The 16,286-nt window shown below is 43.1% G+C and carries 13 protein-coding genes and 2 tRNA genes; all 15 read right to left on the minus strand.

Going from position 1 to position 16,286, the window contains the following annotated elements:
• Nucleotides 1-31: 31 nt before the first annotated feature.
• A complete protein-coding gene (locus NYE32_RS07045; RefSeq protein WP_073950476.1) occupies nucleotides 32-2,446 on the minus strand; it encodes a DNA translocase FtsK in 2,415 nt (804 codons plus the stop codon).
• Between the two features lie 82 nt (nucleotides 2,447-2,528).
• Nucleotides 2,529-3,527 (minus strand): NAD(P)/FAD-dependent oxidoreductase, encoded by a 999-nt coding sequence (locus NYE32_RS07050; RefSeq protein ID WP_060971505.1) that lies wholly within the window; start codon nucleotides 3,525-3,527, stop codon nucleotides 2,529-2,531.
• 1 nt (nucleotide 3,528) lies between these two features.
• Nucleotides 3,529-4,248: a tRNA (guanosine(37)-N1)-methyltransferase TrmD gene (gene trmD, locus NYE32_RS07055; protein WP_002886864.1), complete on the minus strand. Its 720-nt coding sequence runs from the start codon at nucleotides 4,246-4,248 to the stop codon at nucleotides 3,529-3,531.
• On the minus strand, nucleotides 4,238-4,756 hold the full coding sequence (gene rimM / locus NYE32_RS07060; RefSeq protein WP_060971504.1) for a ribosome maturation factor RimM: 519 nt from the start codon (nucleotides 4,754-4,756) through the stop codon (nucleotides 4,238-4,240). Before rimM ends, trmD begins: the two co-directional genes overlap by 11 nt.
• Before the next feature lie 220 nt (nucleotides 4,757-4,976).
• Nucleotides 4,977-5,048: transfer RNA gene (locus tag NYE32_RS07065), tRNA-Glu, on the minus strand.
• Between the two features lie 29 nt (nucleotides 5,049-5,077).
• Nucleotides 5,078-5,149 (minus strand) — tRNA-Gln (locus tag NYE32_RS07070).
• A 301-nt stretch (nucleotides 5,150-5,450) separates the two neighbouring features.
• Nucleotides 5,451-6,095, minus strand: a complete 645-nt coding sequence (locus NYE32_RS07075) for a response regulator transcription factor (protein ID WP_002891417.1) — start codon at nucleotides 6,093-6,095, stop codon at nucleotides 5,451-5,453.
• Complete coding sequence (locus tag NYE32_RS07080) at nucleotides 6,085-7,095, minus strand: sensor histidine kinase (RefSeq protein WP_002891418.1); 1,011 nt, start codon at nucleotides 7,093-7,095, stop codon at nucleotides 6,085-6,087. The genes NYE32_RS07075 and NYE32_RS07080 overlap by 11 nt, the downstream gene beginning before the upstream one ends.
• Nucleotides 7,092-7,790, minus strand: a complete 699-nt coding sequence (gene liaF, locus NYE32_RS07085) for a cell wall-active antibiotics response protein LiaF (RefSeq protein ID WP_339156946.1) — start codon at nucleotides 7,788-7,790, stop codon at nucleotides 7,092-7,094. Before liaF ends, NYE32_RS07080 begins: the two co-directional genes overlap by 4 nt.
• A gap of 162 nt (nucleotides 7,791-7,952) precedes the next feature.
• The gene (locus NYE32_RS07090; protein WP_201041407.1) at nucleotides 7,953-8,711 is read right to left on the minus strand and encodes a potassium channel family protein; all 759 of its coding nucleotides are present in this window, start codon (nucleotides 8,709-8,711) and stop codon (nucleotides 7,953-7,955) included.
• A gap of 144 nt (nucleotides 8,712-8,855) precedes the next feature.
• Nucleotides 8,856-10,727, minus strand: coding sequence for a Stk1 family PASTA domain-containing Ser/Thr kinase (gene pknB, locus NYE32_RS07095; RefSeq protein ID WP_339156948.1), 1,872 nt, complete (start codon nucleotides 10,725-10,727; stop codon nucleotides 8,856-8,858).
• Complete coding sequence (locus NYE32_RS07100; RefSeq protein WP_037598574.1) at nucleotides 10,727-11,464, minus strand: Stp1/IreP family PP2C-type Ser/Thr phosphatase; 738 nt, start codon at nucleotides 11,462-11,464, stop codon at nucleotides 10,727-10,729. Before NYE32_RS07100 ends, pknB begins: the two co-directional genes overlap by 1 nt.
• A gap of 43 nt (nucleotides 11,465-11,507) precedes the next feature.
• Nucleotides 11,508-12,830 (minus strand): 16S rRNA (cytosine(967)-C(5))-methyltransferase RsmB, encoded by a 1,323-nt coding sequence (gene rsmB, locus NYE32_RS07105; RefSeq protein WP_339156949.1) that lies wholly within the window; start codon nucleotides 12,828-12,830, stop codon nucleotides 11,508-11,510.
• Complete coding sequence (fmt, locus tag NYE32_RS07110) at nucleotides 12,820-13,755, minus strand: methionyl-tRNA formyltransferase (protein ID WP_339156950.1); 936 nt, start codon at nucleotides 13,753-13,755, stop codon at nucleotides 12,820-12,822. Before fmt ends, rsmB begins: the two co-directional genes overlap by 11 nt.
• Before the next feature lie 17 nt (nucleotides 13,756-13,772).
• On the minus strand, nucleotides 13,773-16,169 hold the full coding sequence (locus NYE32_RS07115; RefSeq protein ID WP_339156951.1) for a primosomal protein N': 2,397 nt from the start codon (nucleotides 16,167-16,169) through the stop codon (nucleotides 13,773-13,775).
• Nucleotides 16,170-16,286: the final 117 nt, after the last annotated feature.

The raw sequence follows: 16,286 nt of genomic DNA on the forward strand, positions 1-16,286 counted from the left end.
AAAAACCAGGCTTGAGACTCTTTCCAGTTCATTATTCTTGAGTCATCAAAACCTTACGTGGTTTGGTACCTTCAGCTGGTCCGATAACGCCTGCTTCTTCCAACTCTTCCATCAAACGAGTGGCACGGTTGAAACCAACTGACAGACGACGTTGAATCATGGAAGCACTGGCTTTTTGTGTTTCAAGGACCAAAGCCTTGGCCTCTTCAAAGAGTGGGTCACCTTCTGAGCTACCACCATTGGCAGAGGAACCTCCACCAAAATCATTTTCAGAAACTTCACCAGGATCAAAGCTCTCATCATAGTCAGCTGAAGCCTGATCCTTGATAAAGGTCACAATACGTTCCACGTCATCATCAGAGATGAAGGAACCTTGTAGACGAACAGGGTGGTTCTCATCAATCGGTTTGAAAAGCATATCCCCACGTCCGAGTAGCTTTTCTGCCCCATTTTCATCTAAAATGGTACGACTATCTGTTCCCGAAGACACCGCAAAGGCCACACGAGATGGCACATTGGCCTTAATCAAACCAGAGATAACATCAACCGACGGACGTTGAGTGGCGAGAATCATGTGAATTCCCGCAGCACGCGCTTTTTGTCCTAGACGAATGATGGCATCTTCCACTTCCTTACTGGCTACCATCATCAAGTCAGCCAACTCATCAACGATAACCACAATTAAAGGCAGGGGAATCTGTTTTTCTTGCGACTGGGAATTCCAGTCTTCCACCTTGGCATTGTAGCCAGCAATGTTACGCACACCAAACTTACTAAAGAGTTCGTAACGATTTTCCATCTCATCTACCACTTTTTGGAGAGCCTTGGCGGCCTTACGTGGGTTGGTCACTACAGGGATAAGAAGATGAGGAATATCATTGTAAACCGAAAGTTCAACCATCTTTGGATCGACCATGAGGAACTTCACCTGGTCGGGACGAGCCTTCATAAGAATACTAGAGATAATTCCGTTAACCGCAACCGATTTACCAGAACCCGTAGATCCAGCGACTAGCAAGTGAGGCATCCGTCCCAAATCAAAGCTACGAGCCGAACCATCAACCGCCTTACCAAGAGGAACTTCCAAGAGCTTATTAGGATCCGTCTTGGACTGTTCCCAAAGTTCACGGAAAGAAACCGTCGCAATCTCTGAGTTAGGCACTTCGATACCAACCAAAGATTTTCCAGGAATAGGTGCCTCAATACGGACATCTTTCGCAGCTAGAGCCAGAGCCAAGTCATCAGCTAGATTTGAAATGCGATTGACCCGGACCCCAACAGCAGGCTTGACCTCATACTTGGTCACTGACGGTCCAATTTCAGCTCGCTCAACCTTGACATCAATATTGAAACTCTTGAAGGTATCTTCTAAGATTCGAATATTCTTACGAACGATGTTCTTCTCTTTAGATTGACTCTTAGGCTTATCAGGTGCAAAGAGATCTATATGAGGTAATTTATACTGCAGGAGTTCCTTCGGTGTGAAATCAACCTCGACAGGAGCATCATCTCCCTCAACCACCATAGATGGGGGAAACTCCTCTCTTGGCAGATCCTCTGGATAAGGTGCATAATCTTCTTGGAAATTCTCATAATCCTCCGGAGGCAGATTATCATAGTAGTCCTCAGAGGCATAATCACTGATTTCAGGTTCAGGTGCAAAAATCTCAGTTTCTTGTGGCAAGGCCTCTGCGGCATCATCTAAGATTTCTCCCGTCTCCTCGTCAACAGTCAAATCAGCCAGACGCTCAGCTTCGGCACGTTCTTCTGCTTCGCGTTCTTTCTGAGCCTGACGTTCTGCCTTCTTCTCCTGACGCTGAGCCGTCCGTTCCAAACGCTTCTCAGCCCCTTTTTGCCAAGCTTCCTTAGCATACTCCATGATATCCAAGACATCCCAAGGGCTAAGAATGAAAGCCCCCAAGAGAATAATCAATACCCCAATCATGAAGCTACCAATATTTGAAAAGAGGAAGGAAATCGGTTGGTACAGAAGAGCACCCAACATACCACCACCCGCAAAACGAGCGACTTGCACACTCACAAGTTCCCCAAAAAGCAAGTCCTTGGTACCAGGGAAAATATCGAGACCGCTCATACGATCTAGACTAAAGAGATAGGCGTGAAACTCCAACAAGAGCCCCGCGAAGACCATCCAAAATCCTGTGACATAGTTACTGTGTTTACGTAACCATTTAAAGCCAAAGAGATAAACATAGATAGCAAAAATTAAGGGGTAAGCCATACTCCCCACAAATACTCGAAAGAGATTATAGAGGGTAACCCCAAAGAAACCCAATCGAAAGACTGGGAAAATTAAGACAAAGGCAAAAAAGAAGGTCCATAGCATTCGCTTAATCGCCTTCTGTCTGTCTAATTCTGCTTTTGTAAGACGCTTCTTACCGTTCTTAGAAGCCGTCCCTTTTTTCGTTTTTTTCGTTGTAGCCATAAGTGTATTATACCACGTTTTTAGACATGAAAAAAGAGAGACAAGTCTCTCCTTAGATTGAAGACAAAGTCTTCTTTTGACATTATTCTTCAATTAACGATGTTGAGTGAACCGGACGATTCTTACCATCTGGATCAATATATTGAATAGCTTGGTTGATAGCGATAGGAGCTTCACCCATTCCCACAGCAATCAAGTCAATCTTGCCTTCATATTCTGCTGCATCACCGATAGCGTAAACACCTTCTTGTGAAGTTTCAAACTGGGCATTGACAGTAATGCTAGAGCGTTTAAAGTCAACATTCCAGTTACGAAGGTTTTTATTGTTGGTTGAGAAGCCAAAGCTAACAATAAGGGTATCAAGCGGCAATTCCACAACTTCATCTGACTTCACTTTTTGAACAGTCAAACTTTTGGCAAGACCACTTTCACCCTTGATTTCAAGGGGTACATAAGGTGTCATCACATTAACTGATGATTGATGAAGAAGCTCTACACTATGCTCATGGGCACGAAAAGCATCACGTCGGTGAATCAAAGTCACGCTCTCAGCAATCCCATCTAGGTGATTGGCCCAGTCAACAGCTGAATCCCCACCACCAGCAATCACAACCTTCTTGCCAGCAAATTGGTCCAAGCTATGCACATTATAGAACAAGTTATTATCCGCATAATCTTCTTCATTGTCCACACCCAAAGGACGGGGAGCGAAGGCACCATTCCCACAAGCAATGACGATAGCCTTAGACAAGTGTTGACCCTTGCTAGTAGCAATCGTGAAGATACCTTCTGTTTTTTCAAAGGTTTGAACTTCCTCTTTCAAATGAATGCTGACACGATTTTCAAAACGCTTAAGCTGGGTCAAGAGATTTTCTGTCAATTCGGCACCTGTCGTTTGAGGAAAGGCTGGGATATCGTAGATTTTCTTCTCAGGGTAGAGAATGGCAGGCTGACCACCAAGCTCTGACAAACTTTCGATAATATTCACAGTCATGCCACGTAGGCCGGCATAAAAAGCAGCCCAAAGGCCGACTGGTCCACCACCGATAATAGTAATATCGTATATCTTTTCTTCTGACATTTTATTTTCCTTCTGCTTTTATCTCTTCTAAAATCTGACGTTCTTCATCCGTAAAGTCATAGTTTTCCAAGAGGTCAGGTCGACGCTCCCAAGTCTTTCGCAAACTCTGCTCCATACGCCAACGTCGAATATTAACATGGTGACCCGACAAGAGTACATCTGGCACCTTCATGCCACGAAACTCAGCTGGGCGCGTGTACTGTGGAAATTCCAAAAGCCCTGATGAGAAACTATCATCCTTATGACTAGCTTCCTTACCTAAAACTTCAGGAATCAAGCGGACAGTCGCATCTACAATAGTCATTGCAGCCAACTCTCCCCCAGTTAAGACAAAATCTCCCAAGGAAATCTCATCTGTCACTAAGGTTTTGATGCGCTCATCATAGCCCTCATAGTGACCACAGATAAAGACCAATTCCTCTTCTTGCGCCAATTCTTCTGCATAGGCCTGATCAAAGGTACGACCCGCAGGATCTAGGAGAATAACGCGAGGCTTAGTGACATTTAACTTGTCAAAGGTATCAAAAATTGGCTGGGCACGTAGCAACATACCTTGACCGCCACCGTAAGGTTCATCATCTACGTGACGAGCCTTCTCCGCATTTTCACGAAAATTGTGATAGTTGATTTCTAGAAGGCCCTTATCCTTTGCCTTACCAACAATGGAATGCTCTAAGGGAGCAAACATATCTGGAAATAGGGTCAAGATATCAATCTTCATCGTCTAATCCTTCCATGAGCTCAACCTCAACACGTCCAGCTGCAACATCAACATCGAGAACTACAGGCGGGATGTATGGCAAGAGCAAATCTTTTTTGCCTTTACGTTTTACTACCCAAACATCATTAGCGCCCGGTTGGAGAATCTCTTTGACCTGACCAATCAAAGTATCACCTTCATAAACATCAAGGCCAATGATCTCATGGTAGTAAAATTCACCGTCATCAAGATCTGTTAGATTTTCCTCAGCAATCTTGAGGCTACAACCCTTATACTTCTCTACATCATTGATATGGTAAAGTCCCTTAAACTTAACGATATCAAAGTTTTTATGTTTACGGTGACTCGCAATCTCAACATCCATGATGTAATTGTCTTTGTCATCAAAAAGGGCTAGGACACTCTTCTTCTTAAAACGCTCATCCGCAAAATCTGTTACAGACAAAACACGAAGTTCCCCCTGCAAGCCCTGTGTATTCACAATCTTTCCAACGTTATAGTATGTCATTGAATTTCCTTATTATATGTTTTCGTATTCAAATGAAACCACGACTCGACGAATTATTTGTTATCATCTGACAGCCATCACAAAACAAAGTTATTTCTTCGGGTCGAGGTCTTGTCGTTTATGATTTTAAAGTGGTATAAAATGTCTGGCTTAGGCCAGTCAACCCCTCTATTTTATCAAAAAGGACACAAAAAAACCAGCTTTCTCTAGCTGGCACTTATAGTCCGTACGGGATTCGAACCCGTGTTACCGCCGTGAAAAGGCGGTGTCTTAACCCCTTGACCAACGGACCATAATCTGTGTCTCTACCCTCAGGTAGAACTGGGGTAGCTGGATTCGAACCAACGCATGAGGGAGTCAAAGTCCCTTGCCTTACCGCTTGGCTATACCCCAAAAGACTCTTATTATTCTACAGAAAAACTAGTTGGCTGTCAACACTTTTTTTAACTTTTTTCAAAAAAAGCAACCGGAAATACCGATTGCTAGGAGTTAGGAGATTTCATCATCTAAGCGAACTTAGATAGATGATATGAGGTCGCTTCAACCTCATATGAAAAAAGAAAAGTTTTAGGATGACTTCATTATATGTTTTACTAGAAATAAAGTCAAAAGATTTGACTTGCAAAATCCGAGTTAGGGGTAAGAATTATGATAATTCTCCCTAGCCTCTAAATAACAAGGTTAGTTGATAACTCTATTCATCATCCTGTGAAACCAAATGATGTCTAAAGGCATAAACGACAGCCTGAGTACGGTCATCAACATTGAGTTTTCCTAGGATATTAGACACGTGAGTTTTAACGGTTTTCAATGAAATGAATAGCTCGTTAGCAATGGTCTGATTGTCATACCCCTTAGCCAAAAGTGCCAGGATATCACGTTCACGTGCCGTCAAGTCGTCGTGTAGGTCCGGGTGGCTATCGTGGTATTTAATCTTATTGTCCACCTCTGTTTCGATAGCTTCTTCACCACGGTAAACCTTACGGATACTATTGAGAATTTCTGCCGCACTGCTAGTTTTAAGCATATAACCTTTAGCACCAGCTTCAATGACTGGATAAATTTTTTCATTGTCCAAATAGCTAGTCAAAACCAAGATCTTGGCCTCTGGCCATTCTTTGAGCAATTCCAAAGTCGCTTGAACACCATCTAATTCAGGCATGACAAGGTCCATTACGACGACATCTGGACGAAGTTCCAGGGCAAGGTCAACACCTTCTCGGCCATTGCTCGCTTCTCCCACCACTTCGACATCTCCTTGGAGATTCAGGAAACTCTTAAGGCCCAAACGGACCATCTCATGGTCATCGACCAAAATCACATTTATCTTATTCGACATTGTCTTCTCCTCTTAATATCGGCACACGAACATCAATAGATGTTCCTTTACCTGTAGCAGATAGGAACTGCACAGTTCCCGCCATTTCATCGACACGCTCCTGGATATTTTTTAGTCCATAACTCATCTCGTCAGTCGACGCATTTAAATCATAACCAACACCATTATCCAACATTTTCAATTGAATTTCCTGACTATTTTGATAGAGATAAACCTCTATCTGGCTAGCCTTGGCGTGTTTAAGAGTATTAGAGATAAACTCTTGGGCAATCCTAAAGAGATTATTTTCAATACGCTTAGGCACTTTCTTAACCATATCCTTGTAGACGACATGGATATTGGATTTATCGGTTAATTCCTTAAGAATCATCTGCAAGCCTTCTTGCAAGGTCTTGTTCTCAAGCTCTGTCGGACGAAGATGCAAAAGCAAGACACGCATATCATTTTGAGCATCCGTCAGCATGGCCTCAACCGCCTGAATTTGATTATGCAAATCTTCTTTACTTAGCTGGTCCGCCATCTGAGAGACACCAGAAAGAATCATACTAGCCGCAAAAAGTTCCTGACTAACGGTATCGTGAAGGTCACGAGCAATACGTCCTCGCTCCTTCTTGATAATATCACGGCTTTGAAGAGCTTGGGCATTCTCAGTTTTCTGCAAGTCCTTAGTCAATTTACGCATCTTATGAGATAAGCGCATCATATTCTTGTCTAACTCAATATCTCCCTGACGTTTGACTGGTTGATTATTGATAATGCGGCGCAAATCCTGATTGACTGATCGCATACTGTTATCATTGGCAATGGCCCAAAGAATATAAAGCAAAATGAGCAAACTCAGAACCACAAAAAACATGTTAAAAAGGAAATGGAAGACCTGAGACAGATTACCAAAAACCAATGAAAAGTTAAGGTTAAAGCTATCCATAACCACTAGGGTGACGCCAACCAGAACGACAACTGAATAAATCAGAATCAAAAATAGGTACTGTTTCTTCATTTGCGACGTACCTCCACTGGTCCAGCTCCCACATTGAGAATCAATTTCACTGTTCGATGAGCATGTTCATACTCCGCCCCCTGCAAGGTCAATCTTTCGTAACGGAGGTCGTACTCATCTTCATTGAAGAAGGTGACAGAGCTATAAATCGCTGATATATTGAGCTTGACGGAAACATCAATTGGTACCAAGATAGTCGTCGGACCATAAAGTTTCTGCAAAATCACAACATTATCTCGCCCCGAGACGATAACCTGAGTCAAATCAATCACATCTGTCCCAAAGAAACGAATGATATTGATATCATCAAAGTCATAGCGATCACTGACAGGTTCCATCCGAGTTCCAATCCACTGATTTCGCACAGCCTGAGGATCCAAGTCGTCTTCCTTGAATTGAATAAGAGCGTAACGATTCTTTTTCTTGACCTGTGAAAAATGGTTAATCATAACATAGGCCACACCCACTAAAATCGCAAGCACCACATAGATATTCCACATGGAAACCAGAAAAAGTGAGATCAAACAGATGGTCAAGACAAAATCACTTTTGGATTCCTTATTAAAAAAGCGAACTGCCAACAAGGTTAAAACCAGAATGAAAATAAAACTGGTAATATCATTATTAAAAATGGTAATCAGGCCCATGGTCAAAAGCAAGGCTTCCACCACTAAGAAAAAATTAAATTTGGTCATAAGGACCTCTCAAATAAAAGTATACAGGCTTCATTCTATCAAATTTTAAGGCAATTGACAAAAAGACCCAGTTTGAGCACTGACTAACCAAGATAGAAAAGGGGCAGAAGAAAGCAAAAAAGTGCCTCCATTACAGGAAACACAGTCTTTCATTCAAAAATCTTAACCGTCAGTATCGTCCATTTTGCTTCTTATCATTAGCACTGTACTTCTGATTTCCTCCAGTATGACACGCTGCTCTGCTAATTCTTTCTTAAGCTCGGCTAATTTTCGTTCAGTCTGACGACCTGACCGCACAAAAATATTATTAAGAGAGCTAGTTAACAACCCTAGAGTGGCAATCCCACTAAACATGAGAATAACAGCGACTGCCTTACCTACAAGCGTTTTAGGAACGATATCTCCATAACCAACCGTAGTCACCGTTGCTACAGACCACCAAATAGCATCTATAAAATTATGGTGTTCTACTCGGGCAATAACAGCACTACTGATAAGAATGATAATACTATTAACCGAAAGTAGAAAATAAAAGCCATTTCTGCGATTGATACGATTGGAAATATGCTTGAGCTTGCTGCTCAAACCAATTAAACGTGAGAGTTTGGCCAACCTGGCAAAACGTCCCACTCTTGAAAAACGAAGGAAGGTAAAGACTTCATTATAGGGAATAATAGCCAACAAGTCCAACACATGTGTTTTAACAAAGATTCGCTTACGAGGTGCTAAGGAGAAACGAATCGCATAATCAATGGCAAATATGAGCGTTATAGACTGATCTATCACTCTAAAAGGTCGCCTTCCAATTGAAATTAAGCCAACTAAATCAAAGATAACCAAGCCAATGGAAATCAGGGCCAGGACTGTTATGACAATATCGTAGGTAATGATATACCTTCTCAGTTTTCTACGGTTTCTCATAGCGTCTCTCCTATATGTGATGTCTTCATTATAAAAGAATCTCTGACCTCTGGCAAGCAGGCTTTTTAGGCTATCGACAAGATCTCTAGGTAGCAAAAAAGAGAGCTTAAATAACCTCTCTTCATTATGTCTAAGTTTTTTAATCTATTGTAGTTCTGTGTGAGTAGCCTCTGTCGAGGTTTCAGTGCTTGAAGTTGTACTGTCAGTACTTGAGCTCGTTGATGACGAATGTGTCGTACTACTTGAGCTTGACTGAAGGTTTGAACTTGCTGTTGCAACCGAAACATAGAGAATCACTGTACCATCAACACTTGTACCAGCTTGTGGATCTTGATAAAGGACCTCCGTACTGCTAGGAATCTTATCCTTATCTAACTTAGCACCAGTATTATAGTCGTGGTACTCGATGCTACTACTTGAGATATTCTTACGATTCAAGGTTTGAACTGCTGTTGAAACCGTCAAACCAGTCACATCAGGCATGGTAACTATCTTAGGCGTTGCCACACGGAACTTAATCTTAGCCTTACTATCCTTAGGATTGAAAGACTTGTTTTTCCCTGGACTTTGAGATAGGATTTCTCCCTCTTCAGCACTGTCGTCTTCGACATGCTGAATATCAATTTGGTCCTCAGAAACACCATAATTCGAAGTTAAATCCTCAATGGCATCCTTATAGTTTTTACCCTTGTAGTCTTTCAAAGCGAAACCTTTACTACCAGAAGAAACATAGACATCAATGCTTGATCCTTCTTTTCGTGTGGTTCCAGCTGTAGGATCGGTCTTGATGACCTTACCCGTATCGACAGAGTCATCTTCCACTTCTTTGACTTCTCCTACCTTAAATCCAGCACCCTCAATTTTAGTCTGAGCTGTGGACAACTCCTGACCGACCACATTAGGTACTTGGACATTATCAGGATTGGTAAAGACTAAATAAGCAAAGATGATAATACCAATAAAGACAAGTCCTAGGAAAACCTTGAGTAAGGTTGAGAAGAAGTTCTTCTTTTTCTTCTTAGCTGGTGTCGTTTTTTTCCTTGGTTGTTTACTTGGAGCAGGTGTAGGCTCTGATGGTTCAGCAGCAACGGTTTTTTTCTCAAGACTTGCTGATGGAACTGGATCAACCTTCGGCAAGGTCTTAGTATCCGTCATATCATCAAAGACTACCTTGGCATCACGTCGATGACTAGGATGCAAACTCGTTACCAAGTCACGGCTCATTTCCAAAGTACTATTGTAACGATTTTCTAGTTTTTTGGCTGTTGCTCGAATAACCACGTTTTCCAAAGCTTGGGGAACATTACGGTTCTCTGCCAAAATCGATGGTAGTGGTTTTTGGAAATGTTGGAGTGCAATGGTTACTGCACTATCACCATCATAAGGAATATGACCTGTCAACATTTCAAAAAGCATAATACCCATAGCATAGATGTCACTTTGGATAGTCGCTTTAGATCCACGAGCCTGCTCTGGTGAGAGGTAGTGGACAGAACCCAACATAGAGTTTGTTTGAGTTAGACTAGTCTCCGCAAAGGCAACCGCAATTCCGAAGTCTGTGACCTTGGCTGTACCGTCCTTAGTTAAAAGAACGTTTTGCGGCTTAAGGTCACGGTGGATAATGCCCTTTTGATGGGCAAGAGTCATGGCGGAAAGGACCTCCCCCATGATACGCACAACATCTTGGTTAGAAAGTGGCGCATGGTCTTGAATGTATTTCTTCAAGTCCGAACCGTCCACATACTCCATCACCAAGAACTGCTGGCCGTCTTCTTCACCAATATCTCGGATAGCAACGATATTAGGATGACTGAGTTCTGCCATGGCACGCGCTTCACGTTGGAAACGGGCCACAGCCACCTGATCAGTTTGGTAATTGGTACGAAGTACCTTAATAGCCACTTTTTCATTATCCAGAATCAGGTCATTAGCCAGATAAACATCCGCCATACCACCACGTCCGATAGATTTAAGGATTCGATAACGTCCAGCAAACAATTTGCCAACTTGGATCATTATCCTTCCTCACTTTCTACCTTAATGAGAGCAACGGTAATATTATCAAGACCACCTGCCTCATTGGCTGCAGCTACCAAACGACTCGTTTTTTCTTCGACGAAACCAGGGCTGTTGACAATATGAACAATCTGTTCGACTGAAATCATGTTAGTCAAACCATCTGAATTGGCCAAAATATAGTCCCCTGGTTCTAATTGTTGGACACCAAGGTCAGCTTCAATCGGAGCAGCTTGCCCAATAGATTGCGTAATGATATTACGTTGTGGGTGAACTGCTGCTTCTTCTTCGGTCAACTGACCAGCCTTGATAAGAGCATTGACCAAAGAATGATCATTCGTCAATTGCTTATACTCACCATTACGGATAAGGGCAATACGTGAATCCCCAACATGGGCGAAAATCACAGCATTATCAACAAAGGCAAGAACCTCGATAGTTGTTCCCATTCCCTTATATTCTTCGTTTTGGCCAAGTTCATAAATTTTACGATTTTCTGCATCAATGGCAGCAATCATCCAATCACGAATCTGACTCAGCTCACGAAAATCAGTGTTAATCCAGTCACGACCAAGATCAGTCACTGACATCTCACTGGCAATATTTCCAGCACGGTGTCCGCCCATCCCATCTGCAACAACGACAAGGGTAACACCAGCTTGGTTGACAAATTTATTAACAAAATCTTGGTTATTTGACCGTTTTTGGCCAATGTCCGTTAATAATGATATTTCCATAGTTTTCTTTCTGACTTGCGTCAGCATTTCCTCCTCTGTAACCCTAAGCTTTTTTACGCAACTGTGCGATGAAAAAACCATCAGTTAGATACTGTTCGGGGGTAATTGCCAAACAGCCATTGACCACGATGTCTTTACATGGATGGTCTAAGGCAACTTGCTCAAAATCAGGATGGCTCTCAAGAAAGGCTTGAATCACCTCTTGATTTTCTTCTGCTATGATGGTGCAAGTACTATATGTTATTATACCACCTTTTCGTAGGGTTTGACAAACGCTGGATAGGATATCCAACTGCACAGCCTTGAGGGACTCAAAGTCTTGGAGATCCTTGTTATATTTGATGTCAGGTTTCCGACGAATGAGCCCAATTCCTGAACAAGGTGCATCCACTAATATCTTGTCAAAACTATCAGCTGGAAAGACTTGATGTACCTGACTAGCATCCAGTTTCTGAGTCTTAACCTTATCAGCCAGACCAAGACGTTGAGCATTTTCTTCGATAAGAGCAAGCTTATGATCATAGAGGTCAAGCGCCGTCACATGTCCACTCGTCAAATAAGAGGCCATATGGACAGTCTTACCTCCAGGTGCCGCACAGGCATCCAGGATTTCTTCCTCACCTTGAATCCCTAAAGTTGGTGCAACCAGTTGACTGGTCTCATCCTGAATGGTCAACAAGCCCTCTTTAAAATAATCTGTCCCAGCAAAGTAACCTGAAGACTTAACAAGCCCGACTGGGGATAATACTGAACACTCAGCCCCAGTGGCCTCCGCAATCTCTTCCAAACGTGACGCATCCGTTACACGCACACTAGCCTTGTTTCTCACAAAAAGGCTTTGGAAAATAGCAAGGGCACGATCCTCTCCATACTGGTCGATAAGTTTTTTAACCAACCATACAGGTAGAGAATACTGAACGGAATAGCGTTTATTGACACGTTTGATTGTGCTTGAATCTGGCAAAGGCTGGCTAGATAGTTTACGAAGAACCGCATTGACCAGCTTCTCAGCCCCCTTTTTATTGCCACGATTTTTGGCAATAGAAACGGCATCATTAACCACCGCATGGGCTGGAATCTTATCTAAATAGGCCAACTGATAGAGGCTCAAAAGTAATAAGTCATAGACCCAAGGTTCAAGCTTGTCACGGTCCTCGATGACATGGGCTAGGACCCACTCCAACGTAATCTTACGAGCCACGGTCCCATAGACAATTTCCGTCACCAAGGCCTTGTCCTTATCTGTCAGATGCGACTTGCTCAGATGGGTATTGAGAGCAATATTTGAGTAAGCTCCTTCCTGGAAGACTTCTTCTAAGACTTCAAGTGCCTGTCCACGGGCTGTTTTTTTCCAATCATTGGCCAAATGCATCACCTACTTCAAGATTGCGTCCGACCCCATTAAGGAAATCAGCAATAGCCATACGGGGTTTTCCTGCAGGCTGAACTGTCTTAAGTGAAATGGCTCCTTGACCAGTCGCAACTACCAAACTCTTTTTGGTCTTTTCAATGATATGACCAGCCTGTCCCTGGCCTTCTACCAAGTCCGCTTCATAAATTTTGAAACGTTTGCCATCAAGCAAGGTATGTGCCACAGGCCATGGATACATGCCACGGATTTGATTGAAGATGTCACGAGCCGGCTTGTTCCAATCAAGTCGCTCCTCTTCTGGACTAATATTTGGCGAAAACGTTACCTGACTGGCATCTTGAGGAACAGGTTTGATTTCTCCAGCAATGTAGGCAGGCAAGGTCTCGAGCAAGAGGTCACGACCCAAGACGGCCAATTTTTCAAACATGGTACCAACATTATCCTCGTCAAGAATTGGCAAGGCCTTTTGGCTAACCATGTCACCAGCGTCCATCTCCTTGACCATTTCCATAATTGTCACACCTGCTTCTGAATCCCCATTGATAATGGCATAATGAATAGGTGCCCCGCCACGGTATTTTGGCAAGAGAGAAGCGTGGACATTCACCGCAAAATCCATGCTATTAAGCAACTTACTTGGTAAAAATTGTCCATAAGCTGCAGTAACAATCCCATCAGCACCAAGCGCCATCAATTGCGCCATTTCTTCTGACCCTGACAATTTTTCCGGTTGATAAATTGGCAAGTCATGCGCCAAGGCTACTTCCTTGACCGGTGTCATGCGAATTTCTTTTTTACGGCCGACAGCACGGTCTGGTTGCGTCACCACAGCAACAATATCGTAACGCTCATCTGTCAAAAGTCCTTCCAGCACAGTCGCTGAAAAGGCAGGCGTTCCCATAAATACTAATTTTGTCATATTCTTCCTTTTCTAGATTAGGTAAAATTCTGAGGTTCGTGATCGATAATCAAACGCAGGTCCTTGTTTTCAGGTTCCTGAGTCATGTCAAGGACCCTATTAAGCGTTTCTTCCAAGTTATCCTCAAAACGGTATTTGATAATAATCTGATAATGATAAAGGTTATGTGTTCGGGCAATAGGCTTAGGCGTTGGCCCTAGGAAGGTCACCTTGTCTGACAAGTGCTCTCTTAAATAAGCCATAACCTCATAGCTCTTGCGGACGACAAACTCTTCATCCTTGTGAGAAAGCGTGATTCCTACCGTATAAAAATATGGCGGATAGGCCAACTGACGTCGAATCCCCATCTCATAGGCATAGAAAGCTTCATAATCCTGTTGTTGCGCAAACCGAATGGCATAATGACTAGGATTATAGGTTTGAATAATAACTTCCCCTTCCTTGTCAGCACGACCAGCACGACCAGCCACCTGAGTCAAAAGCTGGAAGGTACGCTCAGCCGAACGAAAATCTGGTAAATTAAGCGATGTATCTGCATTCAAGACCCCTACCAAGGTGACATTGGGAAAATCCAAGCCCTTGGCAATCATCTGAGTCCCAAGCAAAATGTCAGCCTTGCCATTTCCAAAAATCTCTAAGAGTTTCTCGTGAGCCCCTTTCTTGCGTGTCGTATCAACATCCATACGAATCACTCTGGCTTCTGGCAAGAGTTCCGTCAATTGATCATAGGCCTTTTGTGTCCCAGTCCCATAATAGCGAATCTGACGACTCTGACAGTTAGGACAGACATGTGGTATTGCTTTTTGAAAATCACAATAGTGGCAATTCATGGTCTTGGTATCCATGTGCAAGGTCAGTGAAATATCACAATTCGGACAATCATCCACATAGCCACAGTCACGACACATGACAAAAGAGGAATACCCACGACGGTTCAACATCAATACGACTTGTTCCTTACGTGCCAAACGTTCCCTGATTTTTTCCAAAAGAGGTGGCGTAAAATCACTCGCCTCTTGACGGCCCACAAAATCCTTGAAGTCCACCACTTCCACCTGAGGAATTTTAGCATTAGGATTAGCCCTTTGTGTCAACTCAAGAAAATGGTAAACCCCTTTCTGAGCTCTCGCCCGTGTCTCAATAGAGGGTGTTGCCGACCCAAGGACAAGCACAGCTCCATGACTCTTAGCCCTAAGCAAGGCAACATCTCTCGCATGATAGCGAGGATTGGATTCCTGCTTATAGGTTGCCTCATGTTCCTCATCGATAATGATAGCTCCGATATTGTCCAAAGGAGCAAAGATAGCCGAACGCGCTCCCACCACAACCTTGGCCTGACCAGATTTAACCTTACGCCACTCGTCAAATTTTTCACCGTCTGACAAGCCTGAATGCATAATCGCCACCAAGTCCCCAAAACGCGAAATGAAACGATTGGTCATTTGGGGTGTCAAGGAAATTTCTGGCACCAAGACAATAGCAGTTTTACCCATTGCCAAGGTCCTCTCGATAAGATGCAGGTAAACCTCTGTCTTACCTGATCCCGTTACCCCTTCCAATAAGAAAGGTTTGCCACCTTGTCCAATTTGGCGCGTCATTTCTTCAACAGCATGTGCCTGTTGAGCATTAAGCTCAAGAAAATCTGTCTTTTCTACCTTTTCAAAGTAGCTATCGGCACGATTGACCTCAACTTCGGTGATGACCAAGGCACCAGCTTCGATGAAAAACTTAACCACATCTCGTGAAAAAAGCTTGTGGAGATCCGTCAACTTGCCAGACCCACTCTTTTCTAGCAAGAAGTCTCGCAACTCCAATCGTTTCTTAGCCCTTTGCGAAATAGCCAAAGTCTCGAGAATACCCTTTTGAACACTATAATGCTTCTCAGTCTTAATATTCTGCTTATCTTTAGCAAGGTAATCAACCGTTACACGCCCAGACTGGACCAGACGAGGAATGGCTTGACGTTGTACCTCTGACAACTGCGAGAAAAGAATATGATTCTGCCCTTGAAGGAGAGTCTCTTTTTCCTCTTCACCCAGTTTATCAGTTGCCATGATAACCTTATCGTACTGCGAATTAAGGAGACCGGGTAGCATTGACTTCAAGATGGAAATCTTATAAGAAAAGACCGTATGTCGCATCTGATCAGCCAAATCCAGCTGTTCCTGATTAAGCACTGGCTCATAATCTAAAAGCTCAGCGATGGGTTTTAGTTCAGGAAAATCTCTTAAATTTTCCTGCTCTTCCAAGCCAATAATAAAACCTTGAAGTAAACGATTTCCTTTACCAAAAGGCACATGAACCCGCATACCGATGGCGATTTGTTCTTGCATGGCTTCCGGTACCAGGTAACTATAAGGTCTGTCCGTCTGCATCAGAGGAACGTCGACAATAATATGTGCTACTAAAACCATAAATTTCCTCCTGTCACTTCCTTAAGACCAGTATCTTCCAAGCTCAAGAAAATATGAGCTGTCTATTATCGTCATAAAGAAGGAAGCTGAGACACTATGCCTCAGCTCCCCTCTCCT

Origin of the sequence: Streptococcus sp. FSL R7-0248 (assembly GCF_037967965.1) — a bacterium.
Taxonomy (GTDB): Bacteria; Bacillota; Bacilli; order Lactobacillales; family Streptococcaceae; genus Streptococcus.

Coding starts and splice junctions, on each gene's coding strand:
- NYE32_RS07045 (WP_073950476.1), bottom strand. CDS start 2,446: ATGGCTACAACGAAAAAAACGAAAAAAGGGACGGCTTCTAAGAACGGT.
- NYE32_RS07050 (WP_060971505.1), bottom strand. CDS start 3,527: ATGTCAGAAGAAAAGATATACGATATTACTATTATCGGTGGTGGACCA.
- trmD (WP_002886864.1), bottom strand. CDS start 4,248: ATGAAGATTGATATCTTGACCCTATTTCCAGATATGTTTGCTCCCTTA.
- rimM (WP_060971504.1), bottom strand. CDS start 4,756: ATGACATACTATAACGTTGGAAAGATTGTGAATACACAGGGCTTGCAG.
- NYE32_RS07075 (WP_002891417.1), bottom strand. CDS start 6,095: ATGTCGAATAAGATAAATGTGATTTTGGTCGATGACCATGAGATGGTC.
- NYE32_RS07080 (WP_002891418.1), bottom strand. CDS start 7,095: ATGAAGAAACAGTACCTATTTTTGATTCTGATTTATTCAGTTGTCGTT.
- liaF (WP_339156946.1), bottom strand. CDS start 7,790: ATGACCAAATTTAATTTTTTCTTAGTGGTGGAAGCCTTGCTTTTGACC.
- NYE32_RS07090 (WP_201041407.1), bottom strand. CDS start 8,711: ATGAGAAACCGTAGAAAACTGAGAAGGTATATCATTACCTACGATATT.
- pknB (WP_339156948.1), bottom strand. CDS start 10,727: ATGATCCAAGTTGGCAAATTGTTTGCTGGACGTTATCGAATCCTTAAA.
- NYE32_RS07100 (WP_037598574.1), bottom strand. CDS start 11,464: ATGGAAATATCATTATTAACGGACATTGGCCAAAAACGGTCAAATAAC.
- fmt (WP_339156950.1), bottom strand. CDS start 13,755: ATGACAAAATTAGTATTTATGGGAACGCCTGCCTTTTCAGCGACTGTG.
- NYE32_RS07115 (WP_339156951.1), bottom strand. CDS start 16,169: ATGGTTTTAGTAGCACATATTATTGTCGACGTTCCTCTGATGCAGACG.